Below are 21,046 nucleotides of genomic sequence, written 5' to 3'. Positions count from 1 at the left end.
AACGTCCTCAATAATAGGATAAATGAGGTGAGAATAGGATAAATTGAGACGAGTAAAATAAGATGCGCATCCAATTGAAAAAAATAACGCAAAAAAAATAGTGGTAAGCTGTTAGATATCATATCTAATAACTAAATTTGCCCGATTAGTGTCAAATTGTCTGCAATTTTACTTTGGAGTCATTATTGTACAAAATCTTTAGTTGAGATAGAAAAAAAATTATGTTAAAGTTTTTAAGTAAATTATTTGGAAGTAAATCCGAAAGAGATATCAAGGGGATTCAGCCAGTTGTAGAGCAAATCAAAGCTGAATATGATAAACTTTCAAATCTAACCAATGACGAGTTACGTGCCAAGACCGTTGACTTCAAAGAAAGAATTAAAAATTACCTTGCAGATATTGACCAAGAAATAGAGGCGCTTAAAACAGAGGCGGATCAAGATGAGGACGATATGGCTAAAAAGACTTCTATTTACGAGCAAGTAGACAAATTGTCTAAAGATCGTGATAAGAAGTTGGAAGAGATATTGAAGGATATTTTACCGGAGGCGTTTGCTGTGGTGAAGGAAACTTCAAGACGTTTGACAGAAAACGAAGAATTGGAAGTTACTGCCAGTGATTTTGACAGAGAACTCGCTGTCTACAAGCCAAACGTTATTATCAATGGTGATAAAGCTATTTGGAAGAACAAGTGGATGGCTGCTGGTACTGAGGTAACCTGGAACATGATACATTATGATGTGCAGTTGATCGGTGGTATTGTACTACATAGCGGCAAGATTGCTGAGATGGCAACAGGTGAGGGTAAGACATTGGTCGGAACCTTGCCAACTTATCTAAATGCACTTTCTGGACAAGGGGTGCATATCGTGACCGTCAATGACTATCTTGCTCGCCGTGACTCTGAATGGAACGCACCATTATTTGAATTCCACGGCTTATCCGTAGATTGTATTGATAAACACCAACCAAACTCACCGCAACGTCGTAAAGCATACCAATCCGATATCGTATATGGTACAAACAACGAATTTGGTTTCGACTATTTACGTGATAATATGGTTCAGACGCCTGATGCATTGGTGCAAGGTAAATTGCATTTTGCCATGGTCGATGAGGTTGACTCCGTTTTAATTGATGACGCCCGTACACCATTGATTATTTCAGGTCCGATCCCCCGTGGCGATCAACATGAATTCTATCAATTGAAACCACGTATTGAGCGTTTGGTGCATGTTCAAAAAGCTTATATCAATACTGTATTAAATGATGCTAAAAAAGCATTGGCTGCTGGTGATTCTGATGTTGAAGGTGGTGGTTTAGCTTTATTGAGGGCGTACAGAGGTCTACCTAAAAATAAAGCCTTAATCAAGTTCTTGAGTGAAGGCGCCAATCGTTCCATCTTGCAAAAAGTAGAAAACTACTATATGCAAGAACAAAATAAAAATATGCCTAAAGTCGATGCAGAGCTTTATTTTGTCATTGATGAGAAAAACAATCAGGTCGAACTGACTGAAAAAGGTATTGAATTAATTACAGCGACAGGAGAAGATCCTTCATTCTTTATTTTACCTGATGTAGGTACTGAAATTGCAGAAATTGAAAAGTCTTCGTTGACTTTGGAAGAAAAAGCAGCTCAGAAAGAAGACTTATTGCGCGATTACTCGATTAAAGCAGATCGTATCCACTCCATTAATCAGCTATTGAAAGCATATACCTTGTTTGAGAACGATGTGGAATATATCGTGGATGAGGGTAAAGTGAAAATTGTCGATGAGCAAACTGGCCGTATCATGGATGGTCGTCGCTACTCAGACGGTTTGCACCAGGCGATCGAAGCAAAAGAGAATGTGAAGGTCGAAGATGCTACACAAACTTACGCGACGATTACCTTACAGAATTACTTCCGTATGTACCACAAACTTTCAGGTATGACAGGTACTGCTTCAACAGAAGCCGGAGAACTTTGGGAAATTTATAAATTGGATGTTGTAGAAATCCCTACCAATCGCGTTGCCCAACGGGAAGACCGTCAGGATCTGATTTACCGTACTGCACGCGAAAAATACAACGCAGTAGCCGAAGAAATTCAACGGTTGACAGATCAGGGACGCCCTGTGCTAGTCGGTACAACATCGGTAGAAATTTCCGAGCTATTGAGCCGTATGCTTCAATTACGTAAGATCAGACATAATGTATTGAATGCAAAGCTTCACCAAAAAGAAGCCGATATCGTTGCTGAAGCCGGACGTCCCGGACAAGTGACTATCGCGACGAATATGGCTGGTCGTGGTACGGATATTAAATTGACTGAAGAAGTAAAAAATGCTGGTGGTCTTGCAATTATCGGTACTGAAAGACATGAGTCTCGTCGTGTTGACCGTCAGCTACGTGGTCGTGCTGGTCGTCAGGGAGATCCGGGATCATCACAATTCTTCGTATCGTTAGAAGACAACTTAATGCGTTTGTTTGCTTCTGAAAGAATCTCCAATATCATGGTGAAAATGGGGGTCGAAGAGGGTGAAGTGATGCAACATAGCATGTTGACCAAATCTATCGAACGAGCACAACGTAAGGTTGAGGAGAACAACTTTGGAATTCGTAAGCGTCTATTGGAATACGATGACGTAATGAACTCACAACGTACCGTAATCTACACTAAACGTAAAAATGCGTTGTTTGGCGAGCGTTTGGATGTGGATTTGAATAATATGATCTTTGATGTTGCTGAAGAAATTGTTGCTGAAGCCAAAGAGCAAGGTAATTACGAAGACTTTCAAATTGAGGTCATCCGTATTTTTGCCATCACACCAGAAATCACGGCAGAAGAATTTGGCCAAGGAAAGATCGAAGGGTTGACAGATCGTCTTTTTGATCAAGCAAGCAGAGCATATCATCATAAAATAGAAGCGATTGGTGCATTAACAGTTCCTGTATTGAATAATGTGTATGCTGAACGAGGACAGATTGTTGAAAACGTGGTAATTCCATTTACAGATGGTATCCGTGGTATTCAAGTTTCTGCGAATCTGAAGAAAGCGATTGATAGCAATGGTAAAGAGGTTTTCAAATCCTTTGAAAAAGGCATTGTATTGGCTTTGATCGACGAAGCATGGAAAGAGCATTTACGTGAAATGGATGATCTAAAACAATCTGTTCAAAATGCTGTTTATGAACAAAAGGATCCAATCATTATCTATAAAATGGAAGCCTTTAATTTGTTCAAGTCTATGTTGGCTTCTATGAACAAGGACGTCGTGAGCTTTATTTTCAAAGGAGAGATCCCAGGGCAGGAAACAACCTCATTACAGGCTAGACAAGTAACCCAAGCACCTGTAAAAACGGTTGAAACAAAAGCAGAGTTGGCTTCCCCAACAGGTGTCAGTGAAGAGGATATGAATGATGGTCCAAAAGAACCTGTTCGTAACGAGAATACAGTGGGACGCAATGACGAATGTCCTTGTGGTTCCGGTAAAAAATATAAAAATTGCCACGGCGCAAATAACTAATCGATAAGAAAAGTTAAACTATGCTGAAGAGAGGATTGATTTTCATACATGCATTTGTGCTATTTACGATCGTTCACGTAAAAGCACAGGAAAAGGGTGGAGTGATGGTAACCAAAGATTCTTTGATTACACAGCTTCAAAATTTTAGGGCAGCAATGGGAATCAATCCTGTCGAAAGCAAAACCACGACAGTGCCTTCTAAACCTGTTGTACGTTCCGCGGCAACAAGAGTCAAGGTGAGAGGCTTTCGCGTCCAGATCTTTGCTGGATCCAGTCGAAACCAAGCTTTTTCAGAGCAAACTCGTTTTCGGGGAATGTATAAAGATGTTGATACCTATATCACTTATGATGAACCCAATTATCGGGTGAAGGTGGGCGACTTTAGAAGTCGTTCCGAAGCGAATGCGTTTATGCGTGAGCTGCGTCAATATTTTAGTAACGTTTTCGTATTTTCAGAAAGCGTTTTTGTTTATCAATAAATCAAACAACCTTATGGCAAGTACGAAAGAAAAAGTCCTGGCCTTAGCCCATCAATATTTTGAAGATACAGTTGCTAACCGCAGACATCTTCATCAAAACCCTGAACTTTCCTTTGAAGAATATAATACTTCGGCATTTGTAAAGGCGCAGCTGGATCAATTAGGCATCCCTTACGAAGCAAAGGCAGACACAGGTATCGTGGCGTTAATTAAAGGTGAACTTGCTTCGGATGAAGTAATCGCCTTGCGTGCGGATATGGATGCATTGCCTATTCAGGAAGTTGAAGGACGATCTTATGGATCCAATAACCCAGGGGTCATGCATGCTTGTGGCCATGATGTGCATACGTCTTCGTTGTTGGGAACCGCAAAGATATTACATAGCCTGAAGGCTGAATTTGGTGGTACGGTGAAATTAATCTTTCAGCCCGGAGAAGAGCGTTTGCCCGGCGGAGCATCCATTATGATCAAAGAAGGAGCACTACAAAATCCGGCACCTTCCGCTATCATAGGCCAACATGTAATGCCGTTTATTGAAATTGGCAAAGTCGGATTTCGTGAAGGCAAGTACATGGCTTCCTGCGACGAGTTGTTTATGACCGTAAAAGGAAGAGGGGGGCACGGTGCACATCCGCATCAGAATATTGATCCGATTGTGATCACAGCGCATATTATTACCGCTTTACAGCAGATAGCAAGCCGTTTTGCGGATCCTCGTACACCGACTGTTCTATCTTTTGGCAAAATCATCGCTAATGGTGCGACAAATATTATTCCTGATCAGGTTTATCTCGAGGGTACATTCCGTACATTCGATGAGCAATGGCGCGCTGAGGCACATGAGGCGATGGTAAAAATGGCTGTCGGAATCGCCGAAAGTATGGGGGCTACCTGTGACTTCGAAGTTCGCAAAGGCTATCCATTTTTGATCAATGCCCCTGAACTAACTAAGAGTGCGCGCACTTTTGCAGAGGAATATCTCGGAAAAGAAAATGTCGTGGATTTGGACCTTTGGCCAGCTGCGGAAGATTTTTCTTACTACTCGCAAGAAATCAATGCTTGTTTCTACCGATTAGGTACAGGAAATAAGGCGAAAGGAATAACTTCTGCGGTGCATACACCTACATTCGATGTCGATGAAGCCTCGCTGGAAATCAGTACGGGGTTGATGGCTTACATCACTTTGCGCAGATTAGGGTATTAAATCTTTCGAAATGTCATCGCATCATATCGTTCGAGAGAACCAGGAACCTGCTCTGCTGATTGAAGATCTTTTTCTGATCGATGAAGAAGATTTGGGACAATTGCTGGAATGGAGCCCAACGATTGCCATAGAAAATAATATGGTTGATCCATTGGACGCCAGGGGATACAAATTTGATATCGTTTTTGCACAGTCCCAAACAAATTATGCACAGGAGAATTTGAGAGTAGTTTCATATATCGATAGTTTTTTACAATCGGCCATTGAATATCTCATTGAACATCAGTATAAGGCGGTAAATATTATTACGGATCAAATAAGTCTTGTACATTATCAGCGCTACCTGGATCTGATCAATGTGGTATTATTGGCCCAAGGAATGCGCTACTATTTTGTCACGACCGGTTTTACAAAGTGGAAAATGGGTGGGGAGCAGCTAAAAATAGACTCCCAAGGCGAAGAAATCACGACAGAAGGACTTCGGAAAATAGGTGAAGATCTTTATGAAACAGTAGCGGATGGCTTATTTAAGCTCGGATTTTCGAAATCAAAATATATTTTAATAGGAGAGACAATCTCATGATAACAATAGAGTTAGCCGAACAGACAGATATCCGTAGTATTTCTAACATGGCGCATATCATATGGCCAGATGCTTATGGAGAGATACTTTCAAAAGAGCAGATTGATTTTATGCTGGAGAAAAGCTATACCGTTGAAGGCTTAGCTGAGGGAATGGTAAATGGACAGTTTTTTTATATTCTGAAGGAAGATGGTATCGGCCAGGGCTTTGTAGCGTTGAAAACTTTTGCAGACAAACTTCGTATTGAAAAGCTGTATTTGATGCCCAATGTACAGGGAAAAGGTTTTGGGAAAGCATTGATTGATTTTGCCATTGACAAAGCAAAAACCAAAGGCAAGAATATTTTGGAACTCAATGTCAATAGAAATAACCCTGCTTATCATTTTTATTTGAAGCAGGGGTTTCAGGTTATCGAAACTGTTGATATTCCCTATTATGACTTTGTATTGAATGATTATGTCATGCAGCGGGCAATAGATCCTACCACCTCTTTCTAGTCTTTTAATTTTTCCACACGCGAAGGAGTTTGCTTGCCTTCAACAATACCCGAAGCTCCAATCGCAATAGCTTCAATACTGGAGATAATATTTTGAACGTTTAGCGTGGCGACTTCATCCTTTACCGTGTGGTAATATTCATCCTTGTCCATTTGGGAAGTAGAAAATGAATGTGCGGGAACACCTTTTGCCGCTAACACTGCATTATCACTGCGATAGAATAAATTTTGCTTTGTGTAAGGATCAGGATAAAATTTGAAGGTCGTATTCTTTAGGTTTTCCTGCATTAATTTACCTAAGTCAGATTGATCATAGCCTGTTATATAGACTGTATTGGGCCCAAATTTTGAATCTTTTCCGATCATTTCCATGTTGATCATCGCCACGACCTGATCCGCATTGATGTGATTAGAAAAATATTTTGAACCATACATGCCGAGCTCTTCGGCTGTAAATGCCACAAAAATAAGAGTCCTTTCATTGTTATTTTTCTTCTTATAGTAGTCTGCGAGGGTCAGCATCGCTGTTACTCCCGACGCATCGTCATCGGCTCCGTTGGCAATTGAATCTTGTCCCACAGCTGGCAATATGCCAATATGGTCATAATGCCCTGAAAAGATTACATACTCATTTGGTTTACTCTTTCCGGGAATAACTCCAGCAACGTTAAAAAGCGGGAAGTGTTGGAGGTCCCGTTCGATATGGATATGGAGTGTTTTTGGTTTTTCCTTTGTCAGCAGGTAGACTATTGAAGGTTTTTGTGTGCCCGGATCTTCAATAAATTTGGGTTTGTTGAGCATTTGGCCAAAACGAACAAAAGAAGCTTCAAATGAAGGGTCTACCAGTACAAGCGTATTTTCCTTAGACAAGGACTGTTCGCGAAAAGCCTGGGCAAAATCAGCATCGGATGTAATATGAACGACCTTAATAGCGCTCTTTTCATCCCATTTAAGGTCCGCGTGGTTCCCCAGTGATATGATATGCTCCGCAGGAACGGTTTTTTTATTGACGGTTGCGGTATTGTTTTTGGGTGAGAGCCTGTCCAGTTGGAATGTTTGTCTAAACGCCCCTTTTGCATAAGGTACCAGACCAACCTTCTGCATCTCTTTTGCGATAAAATCTGCCGCTGGCTCAATGTCCTTTGTCAGAGCTGATCGCCCACGCATATCATCCGAAGCCAGGGTATTTAAGATACGGCTCACATCCTGCCGCTGTTGTTCGGAAATCACCTGCTGTCCAAATGTAATGGTAGATAGCGTAATTAATGATAAGGCTAAAAATATTCTAGGTACTGAATTCATAAAGTTAGTAATGTTCGGATGAAGATAATAATTTCAGCTGTAATTTTAGTGGAAATTCACGCCGGCCGTCGATAATGGCCTACCATCTTTAACCTCAAGGCGGTAAAAGGTTAAATGAAAGCGCTTATTGCCGTTCAGGAAAAAGATGCAATCAATGAAACTCTGGTGGTTACATTGAATTAGCAATAGGCACGAAAGTTCCTGATGGCCTTTGAAGACAGACAATTCAGAAAAAAATGTAGTATATTTGATTATAAATTATTTGACAATGAAAGAAGTATCTGTACAAGAATTAAAGAATAAGATCGATAACAACGAAGATTTTCAACTGATTGATGTGCGTGAGTCATTTGAATATGAAGTTTCAAATTTGAATGGTTTGAATATTCCACTATCAGGAATCCTGATCGAAGCAGATAAGATTGCGAAGGATAAACCAGTTATCGTTCAATGTCGTTCCGGAAAACGTTCGGCACAGGCAATTATGTTGTTGGAACAACAAGGTTTTGATAATCTAGCAAATTTAAAAGGCGGCATCTTGGCCTGGAAAGAGGAAATCGATCCAGAGTTAGACGTTTATTAATATGAAAAATTTGGAGCATCAGACTAAACAGGCTTTCTTGTTTAGTCTTGCTTTTTATATTGTAGCCCTATTCGCCCGGCTATTAAGCTTAGGTATTTTCCCCATATTAGGTAGCCTTTCTATTTTATTGTCTCTTTTGTGGGTGATATTGGCCTTACGGGAAATTATGCTTTCCAGGACGATTTCCAACAGTGAGCGGATGTTGATGGCATTGGCTATCGTATTGCTCAATATTATCGGTGGGGTTTTCTATTTCTTTGTGTGGCGGCCGCGTGTGCTGGGATTAACAAAAAAGTAATATGACAAAATATTTTATACTGAATATTGTATTGAACTTGGCCATTGTATTTTTGGCGTATTGTGGATTTGAAGGCTATAAAGCCGGAAATATGTTGGTGACCGGATTGTCAATCGCATTTTTGGTGGTACTGATTTACCTTAAGGTTGTCTTAAGCAAACGCATAAAAGTGGTGATTCAGGAGAAAGATCGCGAGAAAAAGCAGCAATATGCCGCTAAACAGGCGAAGGGAAAAAATAAATAAGCCAGTTTCTTACTTATAACAAAAAAAGAGCAGAAAACGATCGTTTTCTGCTCTTTTTTATATGTTCTCTCTACTCCGGTTATTATTTTACAAAAGGAGGTTTTGTTACTTTAGCTTTTACTTTTTGATTACGGATATGAATAAAAATATCTGTACCGTCTTTTGCAAATGCCATGTCCACATAACCCAAACCAACCGATTTTTTCAATGTCGGAGATTGCGTTCCGGAAGTAACCCGACCGATTACATTGCCATCAGCATCTACGATTTCATAATCATGACGAGGGATGCCTCTGTCGATCATTTCAAACCCAACCAGTTTCTTTTTAAGTCCAGCTTCTTTTTCAGCTTTAAGCGCAGCGGAGTTTACAAAGTCTTTCGTGAACTTCGTTACCCAACCTAACCCAGCTTCTAAAGGCGAAGTATTGTCGTCAATGTCATTTCCATAAAGGCAGAAACCCATTTCTAGACGTAAGGTATCACGGGCACCTAATCCGATCGGTTTGATTCCGTAAGCTTTTCCAGCTTCAAAAATAGCATCCCAAACTTTTTGTGCATCTTCATTGGCAACATAAATTTCGAAGCCACCGGCACCGGTATATCCTGTAGCGGATACCAATACGTTGTCTACCCCGGCAAAAGTACCTTTGGCAAAGGTATAGTATTCCATTGGCGCGAGCTCGATATCTGTCAACGATTGTAAGGCATCAGCTGCTTTGGGACCCTGAACGGCAAATAAAGAAGTCTGGTCAGAAATATTTTTCATTTCCACACCATCGGTATTGTATTTGGAAATCCAGTTCCAGTCTTTCTCGATATTAGAGGCATTGACAACCAAAAAATAGGTTTTGTCGTCTATGCGGTAAGTTAGGAAATCGTCTACTACACCGCCCGTTTCATTCGGAATATAAGCATACTGAACTTTACCGTCATATAATTTAGATACATCATTTGAAGAGATTTTTTGAAGAAGGTCCAAGGCTTTTTCACCCTTAAGGATGAATTCGCCCATGTGGCTTACATCAAAAACTCCTACACCTGTACGAACTGTTTCGTGCTCATCGTTGATACCGGTATATTGTACCGGCATGTTGAAGCCTGCGAAGGGAACCATCTTTGCTCCTAAAGCAATGTGCGTCTCCGAAAGGGCAGTATTTTTTAACATAAAAATTAAGTTTTAATCAGTTGCAAATTTAATAAAATATACGTGATTCCTAGCTTTGAATCTATTTTAGAACAAACGATTTAATTCGTTACTTTCAACGAATAAACAGTTAGTTCAGCCTCTTCTGTATCCGTATCTTCACAGAGAAGGAAGATTAAACCCGTCTCAGTTTTCTCTTTGAGCGTAATACCTTCGAATTTATGATTTCCGGGGATCTGGAATACTTCAGGCCCGGAAGACAGGTCTGCGGATATTTTTCCAAGTAAAGACCCAGCGATTTCGCCGTCAAGATAGGTCGATTTTGCATCTTCTGCAGTCGCGATGAAATATATGTCGTCGCCAACATGTGTGGCATCCGAGAAGCCGGTACTGATCCCATTTATCTTAGGTAAGTCGACTGGAATACATCGCGATTTACCTTCCGCTTTACTGTTGTATTCTAAAATCGCATTGATGCCTTTGGGGCCATTTCCTCTATTGAAAAACAATATCCGGTCATCCATATGAACCACCCCCTCGATGTTAAAGTCCGCTTTGCTTATCCCAAATTTCTGCATTAAATGCATATAGATTTTACGATAGTCTTCCTGTAGGACCTTTTTTCCGTCCCAGATAAAGCGATTGTTTCTTTTTTCCGTCGATCCTGAGCCATAGAGATAGTAGCGGTAGCCATCGAATGTGATGGATTCAAGATCCATTTTATTCGCTTTGTTTATATTTTCCATTGGCTCAGCTTCAAGTAAGACTGTTTTGGATAAACTTTGCTGAGAGAGTTTATAGTTATAGAGGTAATTGCTGTTGTCAGAAATAATATGAAGCTCATCATTATGGTAGACAATCCCAGATGCTGCCGCGATGCCGGATATGCTGATAAATGCTTCGAGAATTAGTTTTAACATAATCCGTGTATGTTTAAGATTCCAAGTACTTTCTGAAAATCGGATTGGATTGCTGCTTTTATATGAACAGTCTCACCTGACAGCGGATGTTTGAAGGATAATTCGGAGGCATGCAGTAGCATGGTATCCATCTCGTAGTTCTCTTTCCAGAATTTATTTTGCTTATTACAGCCGTGTGGCCGGTCGCCGATGATGGGATAAAAGATATGCGCAAAATGACGTCGCAATTGATGCATACGGCCAGTAAGTGGGTTGGCTTCGACAAGACTGTAACGTGAGGTCGGAAATTTCCCGAAAGGAATATCGAGTTCACTCTTCGCTAATAACCGGAATGATGTCTGGGCTTCCTGTATGGTCCCATTTTCTTTTTTTAATGGATAATCAATCAGCCCTTCCTCAGGGGCGAAGCCTCTGAGCACAGCGAGATATTTTTTGTCTATTTGATGTTCCTGAAAACTTTTTTGTAGGTATTGATCCGTTTCTTTGTTTAGTGAAAACAGGAGTACACCAGCAGTTTTACGGTCTAAGCGATGAGCGGGATACACCGTTTTCCCGAGCTGATCACGTAGTATTTGGAGGGCAAATTCGGACGTGTCACGCGCAATGGATGAACGGTGTACCAAAAGACCATGCGGCTTGTTGATCGCCACGATGGATTCATCTTCGTAAAGAATTTCTAAGGACATACTAGATTTTTTTCAATGCGGCAATAATTTCGTCGGCTTTTTCATCAATCTTGGGACTCAGCCAAATCTGCTTAAAAGCACCGCCACCTATAATTTGTTCCTTTCCCTGCCATTTGATCTTGGTAAGGGAAAAGAGATAGTAGTTGTCTACAACGATCGAATTTTTGACAAAATCGTCCACTAATTTATTTCCGAAAAGTTGCATCCCCAACCCGAAAAAGGCTTGGTCTTTCGCATGGAGCTGGCTTTTCAATAATTGCTCAGCTTTTGCACGGACAATTTTTTCATGTTCATCTTTACTTGGGTTTGTTAGGATGGCCGCTAGCATAATGACAACCAGAAGTAGGGCAAATATTCTTTTTTTACTCATTTTTTAATACTAAAATTAATATTGAGAGATCGGGTCACACAGGATCTATCGTTACCAAAATTATTAAATAGATATTAGATATACACAATTGTTTTTGTGTGGAGGTTTTATTGCGAATAGAAGTCGGAGTAAAAAGGGCAAGACCTTAAAAAGAAACCCCATTTAGCAAGGAAAATGCCCAGGAAAAGAACATCCATATCAGGTAACAAGTGCCAGCGATTAAGATAAATAACATCAATATGATCGTCAGGACAATGCCGATGCCCGAACCTTTGTGTCGGCCTTCATAATAGTGTTCGCGTAGAAGTCTGATGTTTTTCTCGTTGGCTTTGCTGTAAAAGTCGAAAATATTGCCTAAGAACGGGATACTCCCCAAGATTGCGTCAAGGGTAATATTAAGCAGCATACGGATGACCAGTTTTGGGCTAGCCCCATTTCGCCACATGGCAATGACCAGGACCAGTGATGTGCCAAAGCCGGCTACCGCACCGCCCAAAGGGATCAGATTCAAGATCGGATCCAATCCGAACCGGAAATTGCCAATCTTGAACTGATTATCCATTAACCAAGATATTCGATTGATCCAACCGAAATCTTGGTCTATCTGTTTCTTTTTATCTTCTGGAGATAATTCTCTATGCATGATTACAATAGTTCGAAAGAAGCGCTGATTTCGCTTGTCACTTTCATTGGTCTGATATTTAAGTCAAGACCATTTCCACCGGCGTCGTCTGCCATTTCAGCCATGGCGCCTTTATACATGGCATTGCGCATCATGGGCTGAACACCAAAAATAATTTGTTGTGGTGTTTCCGAAAGGACGATTGCCTTACCAATTTTTTGCCCTGCTGCTTCGGCAAGAATCTGCGCATTCGCTTTCGCATCCAATACAGCTTTCGTTTTTAAGGTCTTTTCAAGCTCTTTTTTCTTCGAATAATCGTATTCGCTGATGTAGGTGCTCTGGATACCTGCTTTATCTACACCGTCCAACAATTGATCTAAGTTGTTTAAGTTGGTAACCTTGATGCGGTATTGTCTGGAAAGCAAGATATCCGTATCCTTTTTCTTTTTTTCCGGTGTATTATAACTCCAGATATTCTGGATCGTAAAATCTTCTTTTTTAACACCAGCTTTTGTTGCTGAGTCAAAAAGATCTTTTTCTAACTTGTCTATGGCAACCTTTTTCTTGGTGTTTCCATTGTCATAAAATTCCTTTAGTGTAACATCTATATAGATGATGTCCGGAGTCACTTCTTCCTCTGCGCGACCCACTGTGGATACAAATTCTTTATTTACCATTTGTTGAGCGTTTAGTTTTGTCATCAAACCTAAAAAAGCCAGTCCTAATAATATTTTTTTCATGCTTTACTATCTTAAAGTTTTATAATAATACGATTGCTATTGTCGCAATGCTACAAGATTGGAGCCAAAGTAGACAAAAAAGTTTAACGGATAAAAAAAATAAAAACGTTAAGATTTTTGATTTTATTTCTATACCTTTAGGGAAATTAATAAAATAGTGCCATGCAAGAAGGTAAAGTAAAATTCTTTAATGAGACCAAAGGTTTCGGTTTCATCATCCCTAATTCAGGCGAGAGCGAGATTTTTGTTCACGTTTCTGGATTAATTGACAAAGTTCGTGAGAATGACAATGTATCTTACGAAGTTGAACAAGGCCGTAAAGGTCTTAATGCGGTAAATGTAAGAGTTATCTAATAAGATTCAAGATATATTTATTGTGAAAAAGCCTATGCGATCCGCATGGGCTTTTTTATTGCAATAATAATTTGGACTGATAATTGTTTCACAATGCTTAAATATAATAGGTTAACATGAAACGTACTTTAGTATTGATCTTCTCTGTTGTGGTGGCAATTTCCATGTCTGCATGTTATTCCACACATCATAGGCATGGGCATAGAGGTGGGCCAAAAGGTATGCCCCCTGGTCAGGCAAAAAAATATTATGGCGAACAATCTGCGAGAGACTTTGCTCCCGGGCAACAAAAGAAGAAGCATAGACATTGATCTCGCTGAATTTCACTTTCGCGGAAAATTTCGCAATCGAAAAAATAAAAAAAGAGCTTTCATTACAATGAAAGCTCTTTTTTTATTCCGTTAGAACGACCTATGCAAATGGATCTTTATCTGCAGGAGGTGTTGAAGGTGCAGGAGGCGTTTGTGAATTTCCAAACGGATCATTGTTCCCCGTATTTTGTTCAGGTTGTGAACTTCCAAAGGAGTTATTCGGCTGTGATGAACCAAAAGGATCTTGTGGTTGATTAAACGGATGATTTGTCCCGTTTTCAACGGCCTTTGGATCAGGGCCATATTGGTTAGGTCCCTTGTCGCCTTCTAAAATCTCCAAATAGAGTAAATATAAGCTTCCTACAAATGGGATTAATGATACGAGTATAAACCAGCCTGATTTATTGGTATCATGAAGTCTTCTTACGGTAACAGCTAAGGCAGGTACCAGTATGGCTAAATAGGCTAGGCCCATAATGCCGTAAAATAGACTGCCTAATGTATCACTGATAGCGGATAGAATGCCGCCGACAATACCGAGTGCAAAGAATAATACAAATACAGCGAGCACGAACATCCAATATTCTTTTCGGCGGGCTCTACCTTCAAAATTTGCGTAGTTGTCTCGGACAACTTTTAAAAAGGCTTCTTTAAGTTCCATATCGTTAAGACTTTTTTTAGGTGAAAAATATGTTAGTAAATCAAATGTTAATATAATTCTGTTACAATAAATGTACCAAGAATTTATCTGGGAAAACAATTATTATAGATAAGTAACTGAGATAGGTGCATTGTTGAAACTTGAATGAACAGTGTGCGTTTATTTATACGAAACATCCCGCCGATTGGTCCTGACAGGAAATAGACAGCTCTTTACGAAGGAGGATCTAAGGACAAATGTCTTATCGAAAAATCTCTTCCAGAATATACAGCGATTTTATCTCCTTGAAATTTGTGCGATGAAGGCGGTAGAAATCCAATAATTTTTCCAATAAAAATTGTCTGTCTGCACTGGACATTTTGATGCGATCACAATTTGAGTATTCTGATGTTATTAAACTCCGAAAAATTGAGGTATGTGGTTCTTGAAGTACAAGTGGATGTTCTGGAAGACTGCTTGAAAATGTTGCTTCGTGTAAGTTAAAATAGGGCAGGACCTGTTTGGATGCCGTTGGGTAAAATCCAAGAAAGCGCGTCAGTTTGATTAGAAATACGAGATGAAAATTGGCGAGGTTTAAGTGAGTTTCATCTAACCATCGGATAGACTGATGGATGAATTCAAATAAATGAGGGTCACTTTCTTGTTCTTTTAATACTTTGTACAAAATTTCATTCAAGAAGAGCGCTATTGAACTTTTTATAATATCGTAAGGTATTTCCTGTAATACTGGCGTTTGTCGGGCTTCGGAAATACGCTGTAATGATCCGTTATCCTTATGGGTTACGATAACTTCAAGTAGATGCAGCGGTTGTAAGATATTGGCTTTGATTTTAGCCTTTGGCTTACGTGCGCCGGCAATGAGGTACGATTGCATACCAAAGGATTCGGTGTATATCTGTGCAACGAGGCTGCTTTCCGAATAATTCGTTGTTTTTAAAACGATACCTCTAGTTTTGTTCAGCATCCCCTTCCTTTTCTTTTTTATGAATTTCCTCCTTATGAGCCTCTTCGCGCATTTCAATAATTGCATTGCGGTCCACTTTTCGAATCATTCGATAGATTAATGTGAGAAAACCAATACCAAATGTAATAACTCCGATGATCATGGCTAACTTGTACCAGTTAGATCGTTGCTCCATCAGGTAATAACCTAGGATAACGAACAACGCGCCGATGATTATTTCTCTTAGGCCCTTGCGAAGATATTTGTTCATAAATGTGAATTGTTGAAAACTATTTTTGTTTACAGAGCAAATATAATACAATAAAATGCTTTATTTTTGCCCACACCCTTCCTGTGTAGAACTATTTTTAAAAATAATTCCCATAATGTTGTTGCTTATCTAAAAAAAAATATAGATATTTGCAAACTCTTTGCAGAGAGTGCAAAGGATTAACATATTGTAATAAAGACAACAAAAAAGATAATATCATGTCAAGAATTTGTGATTTAACAGGCAAAGCGGCGTTAACAGGAAATAACGTTTCTCACTCAAACGTTAAAACTAAACGTAAATTCTATCCAAATTTACAAACTAAACGTTTTTACATTCCAGAAGAAGATCGTTGGATTACGTTGAAAGTATCTACTTCTGCTATCAAGACTATCAACAAGAACGGCATTACAGCTGCGATCAATAAATTTATCGTTAAAGGATCAATTTAATATTGATTTATCGCCTGTTACATTAAGATTATTCATGAATTTCAATCCTATATTAGGGTTCAAAATAAAGTAAAACAATGGCTAAAAAAGGAAATAGAGTACAAGTTATCTTAGAATGTACTGAACACAAAGAAAGTGGTCTTCCGGGAATGTCTCGTTACATCACTACTAAAAACAAAAAGAACACAACTGAGCGTTTAGAGTTGAAAAAATTCAACCCAGTATTGAGAAAAGTTACTGTTCATAAAGAAATTAAGTAATTCACCCATTCTTAGCACTTGCAAATAGCGGGCTGAGTAAAAATATTTAAATACCATGGCAAAGAAAGCAGTTGCATCGTTACAAAAAGGTGGCGGTAAAGAATTTACAAAGGTTATTGTTACTACTAAATCTGCAAAAACTGGCGCGTATACTTTCAAAGAAGGTATGGTTCACAACGATAAAGTGAAAGACGTGCTTGCAGAAGCTCAAAAAAATAACTAGTAGCATTTTCCTTTTTTAAAGTTTTTCTTTAAAAAGAATTCGATAAAAATAGCCGTTTTGGTATCCTACCGAAAGGGCTTTTTTTGTTGAGGACATTTGTTTATATTTGGACATCAATTTTCACTAAACACTCCATGGGATTATTTGATTTTTTTAAGAAAAAGCCGCAAACACAAGAAGAAGAGCAAGCCTTAGACAAGGGTTTGGAAAAAACCAAAGAAGGATTTCTTTCCAAGATAACGAAAGCTGTAGTGGGTAAATCTACTGTAGATGACGATGTGCTTGATAATTTGGAAGAAGTTTTGGTTACTTCTGATGTAGGGGTTACGACGACTTTAAAAATCATAGACCGCATACAAGCGCGTGTTGCCCGAGATAAATACGTCTCCACTTCAGAGCTAAACAATTTACTGAAAGAAGAGATTCAGACCTTACTTGCCGAAAATAACAGCTCAGATTTTGAAAACTTCAACTACGGAGATCATAAACCTTATGTTATTATGGTCGTCGGAGTGAATGGTGTTGGTAAGACGACGACAATAGGCAAACTTGCCCATCAGCTCAAGCAAGCTGGAAGTAAAGTCGTGTTAGGTGCAGCAGATACATTTCGCGCCGCGGCTGTAGATCAGCTTAAGTTATGGGGCGAGCGTGTTGGAGTGCGCGTTGTGGCGCAGGCAATGGGTTCAGATCCCGCTTCGGTCGCTTATGATACGGTTAAGTCTGCTGTTGCAAATGGGGAAGATGTCTGTATTATTGATACGGCAGGCCGTCTACATAATAAGGTTGGTCTAATGAATGAATTGACCAAGATTAAAAATGTCATGCAAAAAGTCGTTCCAGGCGCTCCGCATGAAATTTTATTAGTCTTAGATGCTTCTACAGGTCAAAATGCCATAGAACAATGTACGCAATTTACCCAGGCGACTGATGTAAACGCTTTGGCACTGACGAAATTGGATGGAACAGCCAAAGGTGGTGTTGTTATAGGGATATCTGATCAGTTCAAAATCCCGGTGAAATACATCGGTGTAGGCGAAAAAATAGGCGATCTCCAATTATTTAATAAAAAGGAATTTGTAGACTCCCTTTTCAAATAGAAAATTAAAATTATTGTCAGAAATAAGGTTGTCATCCTTTGCTGTGCATGATGATTAACCAGCCCTTTTTTTTCTTGACAAACCCTTCTAATCATATGAAGACAAAATATACGAAATCTGTCCCTTTGATCAATAAACCGCGTGTAAACGTCGTTACTTTGGGCTGTTCGAAAAATATTCACGATAGTGAAGTGCTGATGGGCCAGTTGAAAGGTAATCAGATGGAAGTTGTCCATGAGGCCTCAAATATACAGGAGAATGATATTGTTGTCATCAATACCTGTGGTTTTATCGACAATGCTAAACAGGAGTCTATTGATGCAATCTTACAATATTCAGAATTAAAGGATCAAGGTAAGATCAATAAGGTGATTGTTACTGGATGTCTTTCGGAACGTTATAAGCCAGAACTGCAAGCTGAAATTCCGAGTGTGGATGCCTATTTTGGGACAAATGATTTGCCTGATTTACTCTCTTCTATCGGAGCAGACTATCGCCATGAATTATTGGGTGAACGCTTATTGACGACTCCTTCCCACTTTTCTTATTTTAAGATCGCGGAAGGTTGTAACCGCCCATGTTCATTCTGTGCAATACCATTAATGCGAGGTAAGCATGTTTCCAAATCAATTGATGACTTGGTTAAGGAAGCGAAATTTTTGGCATCAAATGGAACCAAAGAATTAATTTTAATAGCGCAAGATTTAACCTATTATGGATTGGATATTTATGGTAAACGTAATCTTTCCGATTTGATGCGTCATTTATCCGATGTAGATGGTATTGAGTGGATCCGTTTACAGTATGCCTATCCTTCTGGATTTCCAATGGATATTTTGGATGCAATGAATGAGCGTTCAAATATCTGTAATTACCTGGATATGCCATTGCAGCATATCTCAGACCCGATGTTGAAGTCTATGCGTAGAGGGACAACCAAACAGAAACAGATCGACCTTGTCAATGCGATCCGGGACAAAGTGCCTGATATCGCGTTGCGTACGACATTAATCTGCGGATACCCCGACGAGACTGAGCAGGATTTTCAAGAGATGTTGGAATGGGTGGAGGAAACTCGTTTTGACCGTTTGGGCTGTTTTACCTATTCCCATGAGGAAAAGACCCATGCACATACATTGGAGGACAATGTTCCACAAGAAATAAAAGAAGAACGGGTTGAAGCTATTATGGAGGTTCAGCAAGGCATTTCTTATGAGATTAATCAATCGAAAGTCGGTAATACCTATAAAGTACTGGTTGATCGTGTGGATGGAGATTATTTTATCGGACGGACAGAATATGATTCTCCGGAAGTGGACAATGAGGTCTTGATTTCAGCAGCTGATTCCTATGCGCGGATCGGAGATTTTGTTCAGGTAAAAATAGATCGTGCGGAGGATTTCGATCTCTATGGCGAAATTGTGAAAAAATAATACGCGATTGACCGATGAAAGTCATTAAGAATATATGGAAGAGCCTCCCGAAATACAAGGGAGGCTCTTTTTTTGAATTGTCAGGGAAAACCTGCTGTGGATGTATGTCGCTGTTGGTGCCGGTGAAGGTATAAGGGTTTTATTTGGACATTTGTCAATAGAATGATATAATTTAAAAGTGGAATGAGCTTTTTATTAAAAATCAGTATTTTGTCTGCTCAAACTAAATACATTTGTATATCGTACAATAAGCATATATGAAAGCAACTTATATCGAATATAGTGAGACAAACAGTTTCTCAAAAACATTGTTGGCCTATCTGGCTCATGACGAGGCGCTGAAACCGTTTGTTGGACACTGGCCTACATTTGACGGTTTTGAGAAGCAATTGCACGAAAAAAAACATTTTGACCACCGCACCATTCTCGTGGAGCGCCTAAAAGCTCAGTATGCGGCATTGTTGCAGGATTCTCCTGCTGTCGCCGAAAATATGGATTTGTTGTTGCAGGAGAATACCTATACGATCACTACGGGCCACCAATTGAACATCTTTACAGGGCCCTTGTACTTCATATTTAAGATCATGACGGCAATACGTCTATCCGAAGACTTGCATGCCAAATATCCGGACAAAAACTTTATCCCGGTATATTGGATGGCAACTGAAGATCACGATTTTGAAGAAATTAATCATACAAAAGTCTACGGAAAGAAAATAGCTTGGGAGACACCTGCGGTATCGGCCACAGGGCGTATGGATATAGCTTCAATTGTCGATGCGGTAAAGCAGTACACCAATATCCTTGGTCTTTCTGAAAATTCTGCTAAGCTCACGGGTATTGTGGAGCAAGCTTACCTGAAGCACACGAGGTTGGCCGACGCGACACGTTATATGGTGAACGAACTTTTTAAAGCCTATGGTCTTTTGATTGTTGATGCCGATGATAAAGAATTGAAGGAGTTATTTAAACCGATTATCAAAACGGATATTTTATCCGAAAATAGCTTTAAAGCTATCACGGAGAGGTCGAAAGAACTGGAATCAAAGGGTTTTTCTACACAGGTGCATGCGCGGGAGATCAACTTCTTTTATCTGACCGATGAATTTAGAGAACGCTTGGTTCTGACTGCAGACGGCCGATATGAGGTTCTGCATCAAAATATATATTTTACTAAGGAAGAGCTGGAAAAAGAAATAGATGCCTATCCTGAGCGTTTTAGTCCAAATGTGGTGATGCGTCCGATGTATCAGGAAATTATCCTTCCTAATTTAGCCTATATCGGCGGTGGCGCTGAAATGGTCTATTGGATGCAACTGAAATCTAATTTTGATCAGTACCAAATAGACTTCCCCATCCTGATTCCGCGAAATTCAGCAATGATTACCGAAGATAATGTGGCCGCAAAGCTTTTCCGTGTGGATCTAACCTTCAAAAGTATCTTCCGGCCAGCAGAGGTTTTGAAGAAGGAGTATGTACGTCGTCATACCAAGGAAAGATTAAACCTTAATGATGAATGGATGGAACTGAATGCGATCTTTGGAAAGATAAGATTACGTACACACAAAATTGACCCGAGTCTGGGACCCAGCACCGAGGCGATAAAAGCTCGCTTGAAAAAGGCGATGAACAATCTGGAAAAAAAGTTGATGAAAGCAGAAAAACGAAATCATCAGCACGCATTGGCAGATATAGACAATGTAAAAGAAAAGCTCTTTCCCGGAGGGGGCCTACAGGAGCGATCGGAAAACTTTGCCTTGTTGTATGTAAAATATGGTGATAACCTCTTTAGAGATCTTTATAAATACTTTAATCCCCTGGATTTTAAATTTACAATCTTATATTAAAGTCGGTATTTTAC

General features: G+C 39.6%; 26 protein-coding genes. 16 read left to right on the top strand and 10 right to left on the bottom strand.

Annotated features, from left to right (window positions below):
- Window positions 1-221 precede the first annotated feature (221 nt).
- Genes secA through HMAT_RS20515 form a run of 5 tightly spaced genes read left to right on the top strand, consistent with a single transcriptional unit; the run spans window position 222 to window position 6,272 of the window.
- The gene (gene secA / locus HMAT_RS20535; RefSeq protein WP_104384732.1) at window positions 222-3,509 is read left to right on the top strand and encodes a preprotein translocase subunit SecA; all 3,288 of its coding nucleotides are present in this window, start codon (window positions 222-224) and stop codon (window positions 3,507-3,509) included.
- A 20-nt stretch (window positions 3,510-3,529) separates the two neighbouring features.
- Window positions 3,530-3,988 (top strand): SPOR domain-containing protein, encoded by a 459-nt coding sequence (locus tag HMAT_RS20530; RefSeq protein WP_104384731.1) that lies wholly within the window; start codon window positions 3,530-3,532, stop codon window positions 3,986-3,988.
- 13 nt (window positions 3,989-4,001) lie between these two features.
- Window positions 4,002-5,192, top strand: coding sequence for a M20 family metallopeptidase (locus tag HMAT_RS20525; protein WP_104384843.1), 1,191 nt, complete (start codon window positions 4,002-4,004; stop codon window positions 5,190-5,192).
- 10 nt (window positions 5,193-5,202) lie between these two features.
- Window positions 5,203-5,775: a thiamine diphosphokinase gene (locus HMAT_RS20520; RefSeq protein ID WP_104384730.1), complete on the top strand. Its 573-nt coding sequence runs from the start codon at window positions 5,203-5,205 to the stop codon at window positions 5,773-5,775.
- Window positions 5,772-6,272: a GNAT family N-acetyltransferase gene (locus HMAT_RS20515; protein WP_104384729.1), complete on the top strand. Its 501-nt coding sequence runs from the start codon at window positions 5,772-5,774 to the stop codon at window positions 6,270-6,272. The genes HMAT_RS20520 and HMAT_RS20515 overlap by 4 nt, the downstream gene beginning before the upstream one ends.
- Here HMAT_RS20515 and HMAT_RS20510 read toward each other — a convergent pair.
- Window positions 6,269-7,573: a M20/M25/M40 family metallo-hydrolase gene (locus tag HMAT_RS20510; RefSeq protein WP_104384728.1), complete on the bottom strand. Its 1,305-nt coding sequence runs from the start codon at window positions 7,571-7,573 to the stop codon at window positions 6,269-6,271. The genes HMAT_RS20515 and HMAT_RS20510 overlap by 4 nt on opposite strands.
- Window positions 7,574-7,841: 268 nt before the next feature.
- Between HMAT_RS20510 and HMAT_RS20505 the strand changes: the two genes are divergently transcribed.
- From HMAT_RS20505 to HMAT_RS20495, 3 genes are read left to right on the top strand one after another with little or no spacing between them, the layout of a single operon-like run.
- Window positions 7,842-8,156, top strand: coding sequence for a rhodanese-like domain-containing protein (locus HMAT_RS20505; protein ID WP_070562591.1), 315 nt, complete (start codon window positions 7,842-7,844; stop codon window positions 8,154-8,156).
- A gap of 1 nt (window position 8,157) precedes the next feature.
- A complete protein-coding gene (locus HMAT_RS20500; RefSeq protein WP_104384727.1) occupies window positions 8,158-8,454 on the top strand; it encodes a PLDc N-terminal domain-containing protein in 297 nt (98 codons plus the stop codon).
- Between the two features lies 1 nt (window position 8,455).
- On the top strand, window positions 8,456-8,698 hold the full coding sequence (locus HMAT_RS20495; protein WP_104384726.1) for a DUF6358 family protein: 243 nt from the start codon (window positions 8,456-8,458) through the stop codon (window positions 8,696-8,698).
- A gap of 82 nt (window positions 8,699-8,780) precedes the next feature.
- Here the strand turns inward: HMAT_RS20495 and gcvT are convergent, their stop codons facing one another.
- From gcvT to HMAT_RS20465, 6 genes are all read right to left on the bottom strand, one after another.
- Window positions 8,781-9,863 carry a glycine cleavage system aminomethyltransferase GcvT gene (gene gcvT, locus HMAT_RS20490; protein WP_104384725.1) on the bottom strand — a complete coding sequence of 361 codons (1,083 nt, stop codon included), beginning with the start codon at window positions 9,861-9,863 and terminating at the stop codon, window positions 8,781-8,783.
- An 80-nt stretch (window positions 9,864-9,943) separates the two neighbouring features.
- A complete protein-coding gene (locus tag HMAT_RS20485) occupies window positions 9,944-10,762 on the bottom strand; it encodes a hypothetical protein (RefSeq protein WP_104384724.1) in 819 nt (272 codons plus the stop codon).
- Window positions 10,756-11,448: a pseudouridine synthase gene (locus HMAT_RS20480; RefSeq protein WP_104384723.1), complete on the bottom strand. Its 693-nt coding sequence runs from the start codon at window positions 11,446-11,448 to the stop codon at window positions 10,756-10,758. Before HMAT_RS20480 ends, HMAT_RS20485 begins: the two co-directional genes overlap by 7 nt.
- Window position 11,449: 1 nt before the next feature.
- Window positions 11,450-11,818, bottom strand: a complete 369-nt coding sequence (locus HMAT_RS20475) for a DUF4359 domain-containing protein (RefSeq protein ID WP_104384722.1) — start codon at window positions 11,816-11,818, stop codon at window positions 11,450-11,452.
- A gap of 145 nt (window positions 11,819-11,963) precedes the next feature.
- Entirely contained in the window at window positions 11,964-12,461 is a 498-nt protein-coding gene (locus HMAT_RS20470; RefSeq protein ID WP_104384721.1) for a DUF4112 domain-containing protein, read from the bottom strand.
- Window positions 12,462-12,463: 2 nt separating this feature from the next.
- Window positions 12,464-13,180, bottom strand: coding sequence for an SIMPL domain-containing protein (locus tag HMAT_RS20465; RefSeq protein WP_104384720.1), 717 nt, complete (start codon window positions 13,178-13,180; stop codon window positions 12,464-12,466).
- 162 nt (window positions 13,181-13,342) lie between these two features.
- Between HMAT_RS20465 and HMAT_RS20460 the strand changes: the two genes are divergently transcribed.
- Together HMAT_RS20460 and HMAT_RS20455 are read left to right on the top strand one after the other, a co-directional pair.
- On the top strand, window positions 13,343-13,534 hold the full coding sequence (locus HMAT_RS20460) for a cold-shock protein (RefSeq protein ID WP_104384719.1): 192 nt from the start codon (window positions 13,343-13,345) through the stop codon (window positions 13,532-13,534).
- A gap of 116 nt (window positions 13,535-13,650) precedes the next feature.
- Window positions 13,651-13,845, top strand: a complete 195-nt coding sequence (locus tag HMAT_RS20455; protein ID WP_104384718.1) for a quinol oxidase subunit 4 — start codon at window positions 13,651-13,653, stop codon at window positions 13,843-13,845.
- Window positions 13,846-13,945: 100 nt separating this feature from the next.
- Here the strand turns inward: HMAT_RS20455 and HMAT_RS20450 are convergent, their stop codons facing one another.
- The 3 genes from HMAT_RS20450 to HMAT_RS20440 form a co-directional block, all read right to left on the bottom strand.
- The gene (locus HMAT_RS20450; protein ID WP_104384717.1) at window positions 13,946-14,506 is read right to left on the bottom strand and encodes a DUF805 domain-containing protein; all 561 of its coding nucleotides are present in this window, start codon (window positions 14,504-14,506) and stop codon (window positions 13,946-13,948) included.
- A 241-nt stretch (window positions 14,507-14,747) separates the two neighbouring features.
- On the bottom strand, window positions 14,748-15,470 hold the full coding sequence (gene recO / locus HMAT_RS20445; RefSeq protein WP_104384716.1) for a DNA repair protein RecO: 723 nt from the start codon (window positions 15,468-15,470) through the stop codon (window positions 14,748-14,750).
- Window positions 15,454-15,720 (bottom strand): signal peptidase, encoded by a 267-nt coding sequence (locus HMAT_RS20440; protein WP_104384715.1) that lies wholly within the window; start codon window positions 15,718-15,720, stop codon window positions 15,454-15,456. Before HMAT_RS20440 ends, recO begins: the two co-directional genes overlap by 17 nt.
- A 218-nt stretch (window positions 15,721-15,938) precedes the next feature.
- On the opposite strand from HMAT_RS20440, the gene rpmB reads away from it, so the two are divergent.
- The 6 genes from rpmB to bshC all read left to right on the top strand — a co-directional run bounded on the left by rpmB (window position 15,939) and on the right by bshC (window position 21,032).
- A complete protein-coding gene (rpmB, locus tag HMAT_RS20435) occupies window positions 15,939-16,172 on the top strand; it encodes a 50S ribosomal protein L28 (RefSeq protein WP_046672597.1) in 234 nt (77 codons plus the stop codon).
- Window positions 16,173-16,249: 77 nt separating this feature from the next.
- Window positions 16,250-16,432 (top strand): 50S ribosomal protein L33, encoded by a 183-nt coding sequence (gene rpmG / locus HMAT_RS20430; protein WP_002998409.1) that lies wholly within the window; start codon window positions 16,250-16,252, stop codon window positions 16,430-16,432.
- Window positions 16,433-16,487: 55 nt separating this feature from the next.
- Window positions 16,488-16,655: a DUF4295 domain-containing protein gene (locus HMAT_RS20425; RefSeq protein ID WP_104384714.1), complete on the top strand. Its 168-nt coding sequence runs from the start codon at window positions 16,488-16,490 to the stop codon at window positions 16,653-16,655.
- A gap of 134 nt (window positions 16,656-16,789) precedes the next feature.
- Window positions 16,790-17,752, top strand: a complete 963-nt coding sequence (ftsY, locus tag HMAT_RS20420) for a signal recognition particle-docking protein FtsY (protein ID WP_077436836.1) — start codon at window positions 16,790-16,792, stop codon at window positions 17,750-17,752.
- Window positions 17,753-17,847: 95 nt separating this feature from the next.
- Window positions 17,848-19,185 (top strand): 30S ribosomal protein S12 methylthiotransferase RimO, encoded by a 1,338-nt coding sequence (gene rimO / locus HMAT_RS20415; RefSeq protein ID WP_104384842.1) that lies wholly within the window; start codon window positions 17,848-17,850, stop codon window positions 19,183-19,185.
- A 257-nt stretch (window positions 19,186-19,442) separates the two neighbouring features.
- Window positions 19,443-21,032: a bacillithiol biosynthesis cysteine-adding enzyme BshC gene (gene bshC / locus HMAT_RS20410; protein ID WP_104384713.1), complete on the top strand. Its 1,590-nt coding sequence runs from the start codon at window positions 19,443-19,445 to the stop codon at window positions 21,030-21,032.
- Window positions 21,033-21,046 lie beyond the last annotated feature (14 nt).

Source organism: Sphingobacterium sp. HMA12, from assembly GCF_002933815.1.
Taxonomy (GTDB): Bacteria; Bacteroidota; Bacteroidia; order Sphingobacteriales; family Sphingobacteriaceae; genus Sphingobacterium.
This window is presented reverse-complemented; position numbering and strand designations above follow the sequence as displayed.